The 14,077-nt window shown below is 64.2% G+C and carries 13 protein-coding genes; 8 read left to right on the plus strand and 5 right to left on the minus strand.

All coding sequences use genetic code 11. The features are described from left to right. Positions 1-8 precede the first annotated feature (8 nt). Positions 9-1,784: a hypothetical protein gene (locus GGR46_RS17975; protein WP_183999385.1), complete on the minus strand. Its 1,776-nt coding sequence runs from the start codon at positions 1,782-1,784 to the stop codon at positions 9-11. A 275-nt stretch (positions 1,785-2,059) separates the two neighbouring features. Then, positions 2,060-2,296 carry a hypothetical protein gene (locus GGR46_RS17980; RefSeq protein WP_184000139.1) on the minus strand — a complete coding sequence of 79 codons (237 nt, stop codon included), beginning with the start codon at positions 2,294-2,296 and terminating at the stop codon, positions 2,060-2,062. A 456-nt stretch (positions 2,297-2,752) separates the two neighbouring features. Here GGR46_RS17980 and GGR46_RS17985 point away from each other — a divergent pair, with 456 nt between their 5' ends. Both GGR46_RS17985 and GGR46_RS17990 read left to right on the plus strand, forming a co-directional pair. After that, positions 2,753-3,067, plus strand: a complete 315-nt coding sequence (locus GGR46_RS17985) for a hypothetical protein (RefSeq protein WP_183999386.1) — start codon at positions 2,753-2,755, stop codon at positions 3,065-3,067. A 228-nt stretch (positions 3,068-3,295) separates the two neighbouring features. Then, positions 3,296-6,187, plus strand: coding sequence for an AAA family ATPase (locus tag GGR46_RS17990; protein ID WP_183999387.1), 2,892 nt, complete (start codon positions 3,296-3,298; stop codon positions 6,185-6,187). On the opposite strand, the gene GGR46_RS17995 is transcribed toward GGR46_RS17990, so the two are convergent. Continuing rightward, the gene (locus GGR46_RS17995) at positions 6,118-6,552 is read right to left on the minus strand and encodes a hypothetical protein (RefSeq protein WP_183999388.1); all 435 of its coding nucleotides are present in this window, start codon (positions 6,550-6,552) and stop codon (positions 6,118-6,120) included. The genes GGR46_RS17990 and GGR46_RS17995 overlap by 70 nt on opposite strands. A 65-nt stretch (positions 6,553-6,617) precedes the next feature. Between GGR46_RS17995 and GGR46_RS18000 the strand changes: the two genes are divergently transcribed. Next, entirely contained in the window at positions 6,618-6,884 is a 267-nt protein-coding gene (locus GGR46_RS18000) for a hypothetical protein (protein ID WP_183999389.1), read from the plus strand. On the opposite strand, the gene GGR46_RS18005 is transcribed toward GGR46_RS18000, so the two are convergent. Then, positions 6,881-7,528 carry a Crp/Fnr family transcriptional regulator gene (locus GGR46_RS18005; RefSeq protein ID WP_183999390.1) on the minus strand — a complete coding sequence of 216 codons (648 nt, stop codon included), beginning with the start codon at positions 7,526-7,528 and terminating at the stop codon, positions 6,881-6,883. The genes GGR46_RS18000 and GGR46_RS18005 overlap by 4 nt on opposite strands. Positions 7,529-7,829: 301 nt before the next feature. Between GGR46_RS18005 and GGR46_RS18010 the strand changes: the two genes are divergently transcribed. The 5 genes from GGR46_RS18010 (at position 7,830) to pnp (ending at position 13,590) form a co-directional block, all read left to right on the plus strand. Beyond that, on the plus strand, positions 7,830-9,209 hold the full coding sequence (locus GGR46_RS18010; protein ID WP_183999391.1) for a hypothetical protein: 1,380 nt from the start codon (positions 7,830-7,832) through the stop codon (positions 9,207-9,209). Positions 9,210-9,421: 212 nt separating this feature from the next. Continuing rightward, positions 9,422-9,829: a DUF6491 family protein gene (locus tag GGR46_RS18015; RefSeq protein ID WP_183999392.1), complete on the plus strand. Its 408-nt coding sequence runs from the start codon at positions 9,422-9,424 to the stop codon at positions 9,827-9,829. A gap of 39 nt (positions 9,830-9,868) precedes the next feature. After that, entirely contained in the window at positions 9,869-10,750 is an 882-nt protein-coding gene (gene truB / locus GGR46_RS18020) for a tRNA pseudouridine(55) synthase TruB (protein WP_183999393.1), read from the plus strand. A 20-nt stretch (positions 10,751-10,770) separates the two neighbouring features. Next, positions 10,771-11,040 carry a 30S ribosomal protein S15 gene (gene rpsO, locus GGR46_RS18025; RefSeq protein ID WP_183999394.1) on the plus strand — a complete coding sequence of 90 codons (270 nt, stop codon included), beginning with the start codon at positions 10,771-10,773 and terminating at the stop codon, positions 11,038-11,040. A 174-nt stretch (positions 11,041-11,214) separates the two neighbouring features. Continuing rightward, a complete protein-coding gene (pnp, locus tag GGR46_RS18030) occupies positions 11,215-13,590 on the plus strand; it encodes a polyribonucleotide nucleotidyltransferase (protein WP_183999395.1) in 2,376 nt (791 codons plus the stop codon). Positions 13,591-13,659: 69 nt separating this feature from the next. On the opposite strand, the gene GGR46_RS18035 is transcribed toward pnp, so the two are convergent. Further along, complete coding sequence (locus GGR46_RS18035; protein ID WP_183999396.1) at positions 13,660-14,052, minus strand: DUF4280 domain-containing protein; 393 nt, start codon at positions 14,050-14,052, stop codon at positions 13,660-13,662. Positions 14,053-14,077 lie beyond the last annotated feature (25 nt).

Genomic DNA, 14,077 nt, shown 5'->3' on the forward strand with positions numbered 1-14,077 from the left:
ATCCCCCTTCAGTAGCAGGCTGCCAGCCCGGCGCGCGGGCTCGTTTCCCAGATCTTGTTGCCGTCCCGGTCATAGCCGTAGCAGGTACGCAGGCTGCGGATGGCGCCGTCGGAATCCTGTGCGGTGACGGTCTTCCCGCGGAGCAGGAGGTTGTTGCCGACCGAGCCGGTGCTGGGGCCATAATCGTAGGCGACGATCACTTCGTCCGCCGCGCCGCCGGCACACGCATTGCCCACCGTCGCCGTCGCCCGGCAGCTGCGCTCCTCGCTCAGCAGCCACACCGGGCTCGCCGCCTGGGAGAAGCCGCCGCTCGCATTCTTGATCCAGGCATAACGCTGCGCATAGGCGTAGCGCTTGACCGCCTGGATCCCGTTCGCATCCGCCGGCGCCGTCTCGGTCAACACCCCGCCATGCGTCGCGTCATAGGTATAGCTGGTCGCGTTCGACCGCGGGTCGGTCACGCTCGTCGGCTTGTTGCAGGTCTTGGTGTTGCCACAGCTGGCCGGATAGACCGCGCCGGTCACCAGATCCGCAAGCCCGGAGCCCGGCTTCGCCTTCACCGTCTTGCCGGTGATGTTGCCGCGGGCATCGAAGGCGTAGGTTTCGTAATTGCCTTCCGGGCGCGCGACACTCTTGATCGTCGTGTCCAGGATGTACGAACCCCAAGGACCTGAAACCGCCTCCAGGCCGAAACTGCTCTTTCGTCCGAGGGGGTCGGCTATCTCGCTGGGCATCCCGCTCGGGTCCAGCGTCACGACGGTGGATGCCGAACCATTCTCGGTCATCGTCGCGGTGCTGGCCGTGAACGCGCGAAAATCCTCGTTGGGGTCCTGCTGCCCCTTCGGGCATCCTGCCGGGAAAGCGCTGCCATTGGCGTACGAGAATGCGTAGGCCTTGCCTGTCGCGTCCTGCTGGCTGCTGACATAATCCCGCAGGTGGAGCTGGTACTGGATGCCCAGGCCATTGGGGTCGTTCGGGCACTCGGTATAGGTCGTCTGTATCTTGCAGACCGCCTGGCCAGGATCCCTTACGCAGTTCAGGTGATCCTTGGCGTTGTAGGTATAGGTCGTGGTCTGGTTTCCGCGCGTTGCGGAGGTGAGAAGTGGCATCCCCGCACCGGATGTGTACGTGCTGCTAACAGTGCCATAGGTCACGGACTGGGCATCAGCCGGGCATGTCGACCCCGCCGTGACATAGGACTGCGCCAGGTTGACCGCGCAAACCTTGGTTGCGCTTTCGAACAGCAGTGCCCAGCCCCGATTGCTTGAGATGAACTTGACGGTCTGCCCAGAGATATAGGTGTATTCCAGCCGGGTGCCGTCTGGCATCGTCAGGTTGGTGATCCGCCCGCTTGGTCCAGGTGAAAAGTTCGCCACCGATCCATCGGAATCGGTGAACGTGTAGTTCCCGGTGAATGGGTTCGAGCCATTGAAGACGAGCTGGGCACCGCTCGGCAGTGCAGGCTGGTAGGTTCCCACCGGGCCGCCGGCAAAGGGGCCGTTTGGCCCGCCATAGACACTGCCCCCGAGAAAACCGATCGTCTTGCCGCCGATCACGACATTGTAGACATAGGGCTCGTTGCCGGTGACCGGCACATCTCCGGGATAGAGCGGAAGTGCTTCGATGCTCACATAGCCATCGGCGTTGAACGTCCAGTTCGCGCCAGGCCCGATCCCGGTGACGCCGCTGTTGTAATTGCGGTGCAGCGAGAGGCCGGTCGGCGCACCGCCGCCAATCGACAGGTCCTCCTCGCTCAGGGAAAGTGCTCCACTGCGGTAGCTCACACCGGTGGAACTGGTCGTGTCCTGGCGCGGCGGCGACAAGGTGGATTGCTGCGCGAGGGCAGGGAAGGAACAGAGCAATGCCGTCGCGGCAACAGTCGTTTGCAGCACTCGGCGCCGAGCAAAAAGGTTCAACACTTCGCCCCCTGAATTCATCTTGAAAAGTGCATTGCGAGAGCCCCGATCGAGCGGAGCAATGCGCAGTTCGATTTTTGGGAAATGCCCAGGCCACATCCAGCCAGCAGATGCGGCCCCGGACGGAAAAGCGGTAACGCCTGTCAGGGCGCGCCGGTGACCTTCACATTGGTGCGATTGCCGGCCTTGTCATAGGCGTAGTTCGAGACGACGTTGTTGTTCACGCTGCCGCTGTTCTCGACCTTCACCAGCCTGCCGAGCTCGTCATAGGTGTAGTTGACGGTCTCGTTCATCGGCGACGAGGAAGCCGTGGCCGACAAGGTCGCGATGCCAAGCGCGATGAAGGAAACCGGCAGGGCCAACTGCTTCAGGTAACGCACGCTCATCCCCCTCTGCCATGCCACTCGGGCCCACGAAGCACACTCTACAATGGATATTCGTGGGCGCCATTCGAATATCGCCGAGCATGCGGCGTGCGCCAAATGAGGAATGTGCCACAACGGATTGATCTATTTCGGGTGGTTCTGCTTTTCAGGCCAGGCAATGTCCCGGCGACGCCAGCACGTTCGCAAGGCGGATCGGCGGGGTTGGCCCGCTCGCTTTGGCCGTCACGGGTTTGAAGGTGGACGATCAGTCAACGGTCCAGAAAACGGTGCCGTGGCAACGCGTCCTGACTGCGGCACCGGGCCGAGCCCAGGTCGGTCTGACGATGCAGAATGGGAGTCTGTGCGAAAAATCACTCCAGCGGCGTGACCCCGTGCACAGAGGATTCTTGCCCGAACGACGAGAGAGTCTCGCCGCCCTGAGCGGCTAGTCTTCAATCGGGAGTTAGCAACATGATGCGTCTAGTCCTTTCCGGGATGCTGGTCTCGCTGGCCGCCGCCCCCGCTTTTGCCCAATCGAGCTCGACCCAGACCGTAATCAACACGCCGGTCGGGCCGGTTACGAAGAGCGAGACGGTGTCGCCAATCGGTAACGGTACCGTCTCGACCACCACCGTCACACCCGGCAACGGCAATTCGGTTGGGCCCTATGTCGGAACAACCACGACCGATCTCTACCCTAACAAGACCCCCGGCACGACGGTTCCACATGCCGGAATTGTCATTCCGTTCGGCTCGTCCAAGCCGGGCAAGGCCACACCGCAGTAAAAGCCTGACGGCGTGGCATCGATTCCCTTGCGTGCCAGATCCCTGTTGGTGCCTGGACAATCGCGATCGACGTCACGCCGCCCTGGTTTTCTGACGTGAGCCTGGATGTCTGTTGCGAGTTGCACGTCCCGCGTTGGTAGCTTGTCCCGGGCGAGAAGGCTTGTCTTTCCTCGCCTAGTCCTTGACGCGAACCCAGATCCGTAGGTCAATAACGGGTCGGGGGTTCAGATGCAAAACGAGTCGCTGCGACAAGTATCGGCTGATGGTGCGCAACGCCGCGACATCACGGTATTATTCGTGGACCTTGCAGGCTCCACCGAACTGGCTCGGTCCATGGATCCGGAAGCTTGTCATCGGTTGCTGAGCGCGTTCCTCGAACATTGTGCGGTGAGCATTTCCAACGCCGGGGGGCATGTCGCCCGCTTCATGGGCGATGGCGTGCTTGCCTATTTCGGCTTTCCGCAGGTCCGCGAAGACGATGCGCAACGTGCCGTCTCGGCGGCGCTGGCAATACGGGATGGCTGCCCGAGACTCGGCGACTTGGTAAGTGCACGCTCCGGGATCGCAAGTGGAAGCGTGATACTGGGGGCGGCGATTGGCTCCGCGGAGGCTCGCGAGGTGCCGGTGTTCGGCGATGCCGCCAACCTGGCGGCGCGCCTTCAGGCGGCTGCGCAGCCAGGCCATATCCTTGTGGCGCAGGGCGTGGCCGAGCGGACAGGTGCATGCTTTTCGTTCAAGCGATCGCCACCTCTTGTGCTGAAGGGCTTTCCCGAGCTCAGCCATGGCTGGGAGGTGTTGGGCCGGAAGCGTTCCGGTCGCGTCACAGATGGCGGTGGCGCGCCGGAGGGGCCGATCATCGGGCGGGAAGACGAGCAGGCCCGGCTCGTTGCCGCCTGGCAAGCGGCCCGTGAAGGCCATGGCGGGGCGTGCCTGATCGAAGGACAGGCCGGGGTCGGCAAGACACGGCTGGTGGCAGAGCTTGCAAGCCACCTTCTTCCCGAGGTCCATGCCCATGTGGTCGCGGCAGACTCGTTGCGGACGCAGGCGCCGCTCGGTCTGATCTCGCGTCTCCTCGAACAGCTCTCCCGGGATCATTCCGGCGACTTGCTCCCACCGCATTGGAACGCGGAGGGCGAAGAGGCCGCGCGGGACAATGTGATCGCGCGGACCATAGTCGATTCGATTGGCGGGCCTGCGATCCTCATTCTGGAGGACTTGCACTGGGCTGACCCCTCGTCGCGCGAGGTGCTCGACGCGATGGTCCTCGAAGTTGTCGAGCGACCTGTCCTGATTGTCGCAACGTCTCGCCTGGAAACGGGAGGGGCGCCAGGGGCGGGCTGGCAGCGAATTCCGCTGGAGCCACTCGGTCCAGACCAGACGGCCGAGCTCGTCGGCGGGCTGGCGCGTGGGGGGCTGTCCGCGAACGATGTGCAACATGTCATCCTTCGGTCCGGAGGCGTTCCGCTTTTTGCGCGAGAGTTGGTGCGGCTTCTGTCTGATGCGGGCCGGCGGCCGGATGTTCGCTCGGTTCCCGAGACCCTGGCTGGACTATTGCTCGCCCGCCTGACTGCCCTGGGCCCCTCGATGGCGCTGGCCCAATGCGCCGCCGTCCTGGGTGTGGAAGCGCCTGTTTCCACCATCTCCGCGCTGGCGGGACGCAGGGGCGTGGATTTGGCCGCCGGCCTGACGGCGCTCGAGCGCGAACGGGTGGCGACCATCTCCGGATCGCCGCCTACACTGCGTTTCACCCATGCGCTGTTTCGTGAAGCCGCGCTGGAGACCCTATTGGCCGACGACAGTCGGGCGCTTCACCGTGACGCCGCCGATATCCTTGAGGATGATCCGGAGGGTGTTCCGGATGCCGTGCTGGCGGAATTCTGGGAAAGGGCGGGAGAAGGGGATAGGGCGCTTCGGGCCCTGGATCGCGCCGTCGCTGCCGCGCGGGAGCGACGCGCGTGGCCCGAGGTGCGCCATCTGACGGAATGGTGCCTCGCGCTCCTGCGTCAGGTTCCACTGGAACGTCAGGATATTCAACTCGAACTGAAAACGCGGAACCTTCACGCCGAGGCGCTCCAGATCACTACCGGTTATTCTTCCCCCGCGACGCGTGCCGCTGCTGCCGAGGCACAACGGACTGCCAGGCGAGTTGGTGAAATCTATCAGTCGATGTTGGGCGTGGCGGGGCAGTGGATGGCTGCCTCGAGCGCGGGAGACTATCGAAAGGCCCAGACCATCGCGGCCGAATGCATGTCCCTTGCCCGTCTTCACGGTGGCGCTGATGCGCTTGCTGCCGGGCATATGGTCGAAATGACCACGCGCTATCGCGTTGGCGATCTGATCGGCGCCGAGGCGAGCTTTGTCTCGGGGCAAGGCTTCTTCGACGCCGAGCCCTTTTTGGCGCGCGCCGGCGCGATCCCGCAGACCTTCGGAAACGCAGCCCTGGTCGCGGTGCTCCTCGGCGACAGCGTCGCGGCGCGGCGGCGCTGTGCCCATGCGCTACGGGCATCTCGACGTCAGCCAAGCCCGTACGATCGATGCTTCGCTGCGTATATGGTGGCGATGGTGGAAATCCTGCTCGGCGCCGACAGGCGAGCGGCGGGGCTTGGCGAAACAGCGTTGCGCCTGGCCGGCACGCTCGGCTTTCCTCAGTTTGCGGCGACCGCCAGCATCGTGCTTGGCCGGGCCCGCGCAGGCTATGGCGATGTGGCATCCGGCATGGTCTTGCTGCGCCAGGGCCTGCAGGGCATGGCGGAAGCGCATGCACGAAATGCCCAGACGCTCTATCTCACCTGGTTTGGCGAGGCGGCATTGTTGGGCGGAGATCTCGATGCCGCGATCGAGGCCACTCGCTCGGCGCTCGGGATCAATCCGGACGAGCTGTTCTACCGCCCGGAAGCGCTGCGTGTTCGTGCGCTCGCCCTGCTCGGGCAGGGTCTGGAGGAGGAGGCGCGGAACGCATTGGGGGAGGGGCTGGCGCTGGCTCGCGCGATGCATGCGCCCTGGTTCCTCAATCGGATGCGGCCGCTCGTCGGGCGCCTGGGTTTGAGTGATCAGGAAATGCGGACAAGCTCTCCTTCGACCACTTCCATGGCGGTCTCTCTCGTCGACCCTCCGGTTTGAACCTCGGCGTCAGCCTTTGATATCAGCCAGTAGCGATCCAGTGCGGCCGCCCTGACGAACGCGAAGTCGCTTCGCAGTATCTGGGCGTCGTCGGCCGCGACGCCCTCCTGAACGAATTTCAGACTGGCGGATCCAATCTGGCCGGTGGTGCCGGGGCTGAAGCTGCCGGTCACTGCGAACTGCCAGTGCTTGGGGGGCTCTGCACCGCCGCTCATCCGCACATGGGTCGAATGATGATGGCCGTTTACTTGCCCCTTCGTGACTTCGAGCCACCCCAGTCCCACGAGGAAATTCCCGAGCAAAGCAGCGTCCTGGGAGAATCCGCTGAACTTGTAAGTATAGATTCCATCCGAAACCGTGCTCATCGCATTCGCTCCCGCCGTATTAACCATGTTATTATCGGCGAGCTTTGAGAGCAATGGGGGAATCCATGGATAAACGCGAATACCTCTTTCGTGCGCGCATCTCGGATCAAGTGTCGAGGATGCTTTGCGCCAGCCCCGTCATAAAACAGATGACGCCTAGGCAAGTGGCAACGATGCACGTCTTCAAGCACGAGGTGCTCACGGCGTTTCACCGCGTCTACACCGAAGTGCCGGCCAAGTTCGCTGACCCGCTGCTGGATAAATTTCTCAAGAATTTGCGGGCCGTGCTCCGGGACGATCAGGTTCCCGTGGAAGATGATGAGACGCCCTAAACGGGGGGCTGCGCAGGCGTGTCCAGTCGCGTCGCCAGAGACAAGGGATAGCCCAGCTCGACCTCGACCAGCTTCGTGAGCCGGGCGATATCGAGTTCGATCCACTTGCGGCCGCGCCGTAGCACGCCTGCGTCGCTCAGTTGCGCAAGTTCACGTGAGACCGCCTCGCGCTGACTTCCTATGCGCTGCGCAAGCGCTTCGTGCGTGGGCGCGGGCTCGAGTTGAACGCGATCTCCTGTGCGCGGAGCCGTGCCTGCCAGGCGCAGCAATTCGCAGTGGAGGCGACCACGCGCGGCGAGCGCGCTCAGCTCGAAGATCTTGTCGGTCAGGCGCCGCACCTCTCTGCCTAGACGGTTCATGAACCAGCTGCTTGCCTCGGGAATCTCGGAGACGGCCGCGAGGAAGATTTCGGCCGGTATGCTTGCGAGCTTGCTATCCGAGGTCGCAATGACATTGGCCGATCGAGGTTGCCGGTCGAGCGCCGAGAGGTCCCCGAAAATGGCACCGGGCCCCAGGTCGCGAACGACCACATCCGCACCGTCTCGCGCCGTGATGGAGACTTCGAAGCCGCCGCTCAGGATGAAATAGACATCGTTTGCCAAACTGCTGTGGCCGACGACGATCTGGCCCGCTTTGACGCGCATCGTCCTGGCTCTCGAGAGAACCCTGTCGAGCAGGGCTGCCGGAGGTCCATCGTCAGCGCCTGGTGGGCCATCACTTGCCATTGCCGAGCCTTGGCCCCCCACGGTTCGCGTCGTGACGCGGCGGCTTCCCCTCTCCAGGTGATAAAAATCACCTTCGTCGCGTGCAAGCCAGCACCGAAACCATTTTGGTTACGACGCACAGATCCTCCTGCAAGGCCGACGCCCGTCGGTTTGCCCGGAAGGGGGACTCCGTCGGATCAGGCTGCGTAGGGAGCCCGTGCCGACGCGATGCATCTCTCCGATGGATGACGAAACGCGACGCCGCAAGCCGGCAGTCAGCCAGAAGGAGACCGATATGCGTTGCCTTATTGTCGCGCCGGTACTCGCCCTTGCGGCGGTCCCCGGCACAGCTCATGCCCAGCTCGCAGAGATCGCAGCCGGAGCCACGATGGGCTCGATCATCGACCAGCTCGAAGGGTCGGTGAAGAATATCATCAACCACGCCGATGATGCCGTCAGCAACAACAGCTTCCGCATCCGGCAGCAGGGCGAGGTGCTGCTCGGGCAGCTGAATGCGATGGTCGCCGACCAGCGCGACAAGACCTTCGCGCAGCTGAATGAGAGCCAGAAGCAGGCCTTTCTCGGAATCCGCAACAGTATCGCGCAGCTCAGCCAGCTCGAGCGCGTGACCGCGAGGGACATCCAGCGGACCACGAACACCGTCGGAACGGCCATGGCCAATCTTCCGTTCGGCAAATCGACGCCGCGCGTGATCGAATATGGCCCGACCTATGTCCTGGGGAAGCCGGCAGGTGGCCCTGCGGCACGACAGGTCGTCTCGGTGTCGGGCATCGCGCTTGGGGAGGGGGTGCCTCAGTTGAAGATGCAGGGCGTGCAATGCCAGCCGCTCGCCAAGACCGAGATCTCGCTCAAATTCTCGTGCCCTGGTGCCTGGTCCGCCGATGCGGAAGTGAAGGCCGCGAGCGGAGAGCTGCAGGTCTATCAGAAGCCTGGTTTCTGGCGGGGTCTGTTCGGCGCGAAGGCCAAGCCGCGCGCCTATAAGCTCTCCGTATTCGTCGTGCCGCCGGAACTGGGCAAGTACGACCTGTCGGTGATCCGCAAGGTGCTTGGCCAGGAGCAGAACTCCCGCAGCCAGGATTTCCGCGCGGAGAATGGCCATTGCGATGATGACCGTGAGATACTCTTTCCGTTCAATACGACGCCTGGCTGGTCGATTGATCCGGCGTCGATCCGTGCCGATTGTGACAAGTCCAGTCGATCGAGTTGCTCAGGTCTGCGCAATGTGACGGCCACTAGCTTCGGGTACTTTGGAGTGGTTCGGAATAGCGGTGACTGCGCTCCGAAGATCTTTGGGCACCGTGCTTATGTCGATGCGAGGGGAAATGTGCGTGGGCGCATTACCTGGACTGAAGTGCGTCAGGTCGAAAGGATCGTGACGGAACCGGTCGGTCATGGCGGCCTTGAATGGGCGAAGGCCGTGCAATTGCCGCTTCCGGATGGCGTCCAGCGGATCAGCCTCACCGTCAACCAGCTCGACGGCAAGCGGACCATCGTGACGGGGGACGACGCGACCCAGCGCTGGTATGCGGTGCAGTCCGATCCCGTGAACCGGTTCGTCCTCGTCAGTCCCCGCACGCTCGACGAGGCTATGGCGGACTAAGGGGTGCACCCACTCGGCGCCGGAGTACCCGGCGCCGAGTGGGCGGGTTCGCTTCGAGTGGATCGCTCCGTAGGATGTCCGTTGATGCGGCGGCACGCGGAATGGTGATCCGGTTTGCCGACTTCATTTTCAATTTTCACGGGACACAGCCCCAAGTATTATACAAGCCGGCAAGGGAGTGCCCCACATCGCTCTCCGGAAGGAGATGACCCATGTTACGCAAGACCATTCTCGCCTGCGCAATGCCCGCGCTGTTCCTCGCCAATGCTGCCTCGGCCCAGCAATCGGGCCCGACGCCCGGCCCGAAGTCGGGCGAACAGGCGACGATCCCGTTCTTCACCCGCAGCGACATCCGCACCTTCACCCCGACCGACAGCGGTGATGGCGTCTATATCCAGGATGCGCGGCGCAACTGGTACTATGCGTCCTTCTTCACGCGCTGCAACAACCTGCCCTGGTCGATCGGCGTCGGCTTCAAGACGTTTCCGGGCGCCTCGCAGATCGATCGCGGCGACACGATCTTCGCCGGGCGCGAGCGCTGCCAGATATCCAGCATCGTCCATAGCGGCCCGCCGCCGGTGAAGCCCAAAAAGGCGAAGAAGGCCAAGTCGGGCGCCTGATGCTGGCTCCGGCGGCCGGCCTCGGCTAGGGGCCGCCGGATGCACGGCTGGATCATCCTCGACAAACCCCTGGGCCTGGGCTCGACGCAAGGCGTGAGCGCGGTCAAGCGCGCGCTGCGCGACGGCAAGTACGGCAAGTTCAAGGTCGGCCATGGCGGCACGCTCGATCCGCTGGCGACCGGCGTGCTGCCGATCGCGCTGGGCGAAGCGACCAAGCTGGCCGGGCGGATGCTCGACAGCGACAAGGTGTACGACTTCACGATCGGCTTCGGCGTGGAGACCGACACGCTCGATCTGGAGGGCAAGGAGATCGCCGCGTCGGACGTGCGCCCCACGCTCGCGCAGATCGAGGCGGTGCTGCCGCGCTTCACCGGTCCGATCGAGCAGGTGCCGCCCGCCTATTCGGCGCTGAAGGTCGATGGCGAGCGCGCGTACGACCTGGCGCGAGCCGGGGAAGAGGTGAAGCTGGCCAGCCGATCGGTCACGATCCACGCGCTGACGATCGAGGGCAGTGATGCGGACTCGGTCACCCTGCGCGCCCATGTCTCCAAGGGCACCTACATCCGCAGCCTCGCGCGCGACATTGCGCAGGCGCTCGGCACCGTCGGCCATGTCACCATGCTGCGCCGGGTGAAGGCGGGCCCCTTCACCCTGGATTCCGCGATTTCGCTGGACAAACTGGACGAAGCCGCTAAGGGCCGCACCCTTGAACAAATCCTCCTGCCATTGAGGGCGGGGCTGGACGACATCCCGGCTCTATCCCTCACCCCCGACCAGGCAGAGCTGCTCCGACAGGGGCGGGTTCTGGCCGGGATCGCCAAGGAAGACGGCCAATATTTCGCGTGCCTGGAGGATATTCCGATCGCGCTGGTGGAGGCTCTATCCGGTGAAATCCGGGTCGTCCGCGGCTTCAATATCTAAGCGATGTCGAAGGAAAGACTATGTCGATTTCTGCAGAGCGCAAGGAAGCGCTGATCAAGGAACATGCTCGCGGCGGCACCGACACCGGCAGCCCCGAAGTGCAGATCGCGATCCTCTCGGAGCGCATCTCGAACCTCACCGAGCACTTCAAGACGCACGCGAAGGACAACCATTCGCGCCGCGGCCTGCTCATGCTGGTCAACAAGCGTCGTAGCCTCCTCGACTATCTGAAGAAGAAGGACGAGGGTCGCTACACCGACCTGATCGCGAAGCTCGGTCTTCGCAAGTAACCGGAAAGGCGGCCTTCGGGTCGCCTTTTTGTCATCCCGGCACGCTAACGCCGGCGTCAGGCTCCCACGCAGCGGAGCAGACGGGGGATCGGCAATTCGGCCAGTCCCACGAGCCACGTACGGCTCTCTCCATAGGCCCCCGCTGCATCGGGCAGCGGGTGTGAAGGAAAAACAATGTTCGACAAGAAGACTGTATCGATCGAGTGGGGCGGCAAGACGCTGACTCTCGAAACGGGCAAGGTTGCCCGCCAGGCCGACGGCGCGGTGATCGCGACCCTCGGCGAGACCGTGGTGCTCTGCGCCGTGACGGCCGCGAAGAGCGTGAAGGAAGGCCAGGACTTCTTCCCGCTCACCGTGCACTATCAGGAAAAGTTCAGCGCTGCCGGCCGCATCCCCGGCGGCTTCTTCAAGCGTGAGCGCGGCGCCACCGAGAAGGAGACCCTGGTCTCGCGTCTCATCGACCGCCCGATCCGCCCGCTGTTCCCGGAAGGCTTCTACAACGAGATCAACGCCATCGCTCAGGTGCTGAGCTATGACGGCGAGAACGAGCCGGACATCCTCGCGATGGTCGCCGCTTCGGCAGCGCTCACCATCTCGGGCGTGCCCTTCATGGGCCCGATCGGCGCCGCGCGCGTCGGCTACGTCAATGGCGAGTACGTCCTGAACCCGACCGACGCCCAGGTTGCCGAAGGCGAGCTCGATCTCGTCGTCGCCGCTACCTATGACGCCGTGATGATGGTCGAATCGGAAGCCAAGGAGCTTTCGGAAGAGATCATGCTCGGCGCCGTGCTGTTCGCGCACGACGCGTGCCGCGAGATCGTCAAGGCGATCGTCAAGCTCGCCGAGCAGGCTGCCAAGGAGCCGTGGGAAGTCGCGTCGTCGAACGACAACGCCAAGCTCAAGGCCTCGATCAAGAAGCTGATCGGCAAGGACATCACCGCCGCCTACAAGCTGACCGACAAGTCGGCCCGCTCGAACGCGCTCAACGAAGCGCGTGCGAAGGCGAAGGCGCAGTTCGCCGCCGACGGCCTCTCGCCCCAGGAAGTCATGGCCGGCATCAAGCTGACCAAGAAGCTGGAAGCAGAGATCGTCCGCACCGCCATCCTCAAGGACGGCAAGCGCATCGACGGCCGCACCACCACGCAGATCCGCCCGATCGAGGCGGAGACGCACTTCCTCCCGCGTGCGCACGGCTCGGCCCTGTTCACCCGCGGCGAGACCCAGACGATTGCGACCGCGACGCTGGGCACCAAGGACGCCGAGCAGATGATCGACGGTCTGGGTGGCCTGTCGTACCAGAACTTCATGCTGCACTATAACTTCCCGCCCTATTCGGTCGGCGAAGTCGGCCGCTTCGGTGCGCCGGGCCGCCGCGAAGTCGGTCACGGCAAGCTCGCCTGGCGCGCGCTGCACCCGGTGCTGCCGTCGAAGGAAGACTTCCCCTACACGATCCGCCTGACCAGCGACATCACCGAGTCGAACGGCTCGTCGTCGATGGCGTCGGTCTGCGGCGGTTCGCTCGCGATGATGGACGCCGGCGTGCCGATCAAGCGCCCGGTCTCGGGCATCGCCATGGGCCTCATCCTCGAGGGCAAGGACTTCGCGATCCTGTCGGACATCCTGGGTGACGAAGATCACCTCGGCGACATGGACTTCAAGGTGGCGGGCACGTCCGAAGGCATCACCACGATGCAGATGGACATCAAGATCGCCGGCATCACCAAGGAGATCTTCGAAGCCGCGCTGAACCAGGCCAAGGACGGTCGCGCCCACATCCTGGGCGAGATGAACAAGGCCCTGTCGGCGACCCGCTCGGAGCTGTCGGCGCACGCACCGCGCATCGAGACCTTCACGATCGACAAGACCAAGATCCGTGACGTGATCGGTACCGGCGGCAAGGTGATCCGCGAGATCGTCGCCACCACCGGCGCCAAGGTCGACATCGACGACGAGGGCGTGATCAAGGTTTCGTCGTCGGACGTCTCGCAGATCGAAGCCGCGATCAACTGGATCAAGGGCATCGTCGAAGAGGCAGAGGTCGGCAAGATCTACAACGGCAAGGTCGTGAACCTCGTCGATTTCGGCGCCTTCGTGAACTTCATGGGCGGCAAGGACGGTCTCGTCCACGTCTCGGAGATCAAGAACGAGCGCGTCGAGAAGGTCTCGGACGTCCTGAGCGAAGGCCAGGAAGTCAAGGTCAAGGTCCTCGAGATCGATCCGCGCGGCAAGGTTCGCCTGTCGATGCGCGTCGTCGATCAGGAGACCGGCGAAGAGCTGGAAGATACCCGCCCGGCGCGTGAGCCGCGCGAGGGTGGCGATCGCGGTCCGCGCGGTGATCGTGGCGACCGTCGTCGCGACGGTGGCGGCGGCCGCGGTGGCGATCGTGACCGTGGTCCGCGCCGCGAGGGTGGTGACCGTGGCGATCGCGGCCCGCGCAGCGGCGGTGGCGACCGCGGTGATCGTGGCCCGCGTCGCGAGCGTTCGGAGTCGAAGGACGAGGGCGGCGAGAATATCGGCCTGCCGGCGTTCCTCACCGGCAGCGACGACTGATCGCTTCGGTAGAACCGACGAAATGAAGAGGGGTCCGGGAAACCGGGCCCCTTTTTCGTGGCGGACGGCCTAGCCCCGGGCGATCACGCTTTCCTGCCCGGGCTCGTCGATCCGGATCTCGCCCAGCCAGGCGCACAGGCACATCGAGCCCATGCACAGCGCCGGTACGCCGTCGAGCAGCACTTCGGGGGCGCCCGGGAACCAGGGCGAAGTCGTCACCGGAACGCACGGCATCGGGGTCAGTACCCCCTGCGCCGCGGCAGTCGCCGCTGCGACCTCGGGATTGGCGAGGCTCCTGCAGAGCCCGAACGCGGGGATGTTCTCGAACGGCACGAAATCCCGGATCGTCGCGGCCGGCAGCCCGTCTGCCAGCACCGGGACTTCGGGCGGCACGATCATCGGCATCGGCACGGTGCCGAAGCTGCACGAAAGGACCGAGCCGAGGCTGACCAGCTGGGGCATGCTGCCTTGGCTATCGGCAGCGGGG

This window comes from Sphingomonas kyeonggiensis, from assembly GCF_014196745.1.
Classification (GTDB): domain Bacteria; phylum Pseudomonadota; class Alphaproteobacteria; order Sphingomonadales; family Sphingomonadaceae; genus Sphingomonas; species Sphingomonas kyeonggiensis.

Coding starts and splice junctions, on each gene's coding strand:
- GGR46_RS17985 (WP_183999386.1), top strand. CDS start 2,753: ATGATGCGTCTAGTCCTTTCCGGGATGCTGGTCTCGCTGGCCGCCGCC.
- GGR46_RS17990 (WP_183999387.1), top strand. CDS start 3,296: ATGCAAAACGAGTCGCTGCGACAAGTATCGGCTGATGGTGCGCAACGC.
- GGR46_RS17995 (WP_183999388.1), bottom strand. CDS start 6,552: ATGAGCACGGTTTCGGATGGAATCTATACTTACAAGTTCAGCGGATTC.
- GGR46_RS18000 (WP_183999389.1), top strand. CDS start 6,618: ATGGATAAACGCGAATACCTCTTTCGTGCGCGCATCTCGGATCAAGTG.
- GGR46_RS18005 (WP_183999390.1), bottom strand. CDS start 7,528: ATGCGCGTCAAAGCGGGCCAGATCGTCGTCGGCCACAGCAGTTTGGCA.
- GGR46_RS18010 (WP_183999391.1), top strand. CDS start 7,830: ATGGATGACGAAACGCGACGCCGCAAGCCGGCAGTCAGCCAGAAGGAG.
- GGR46_RS18015 (WP_183999392.1), top strand. CDS start 9,422: ATGTTACGCAAGACCATTCTCGCCTGCGCAATGCCCGCGCTGTTCCTC.
- truB (WP_183999393.1), top strand. CDS start 9,869: ATGCACGGCTGGATCATCCTCGACAAACCCCTGGGCCTGGGCTCGACG.
- rpsO (WP_183999394.1), top strand. CDS start 10,771: ATGTCGATTTCTGCAGAGCGCAAGGAAGCGCTGATCAAGGAACATGCT.
- pnp (WP_183999395.1), top strand. CDS start 11,215: ATGTTCGACAAGAAGACTGTATCGATCGAGTGGGGCGGCAAGACGCTG.
- GGR46_RS18035 (WP_183999396.1), bottom strand. CDS start 14,052: ATGCCCCAGCTGGTCAGCCTCGGCTCGGTCCTTTCGTGCAGCTTCGGC.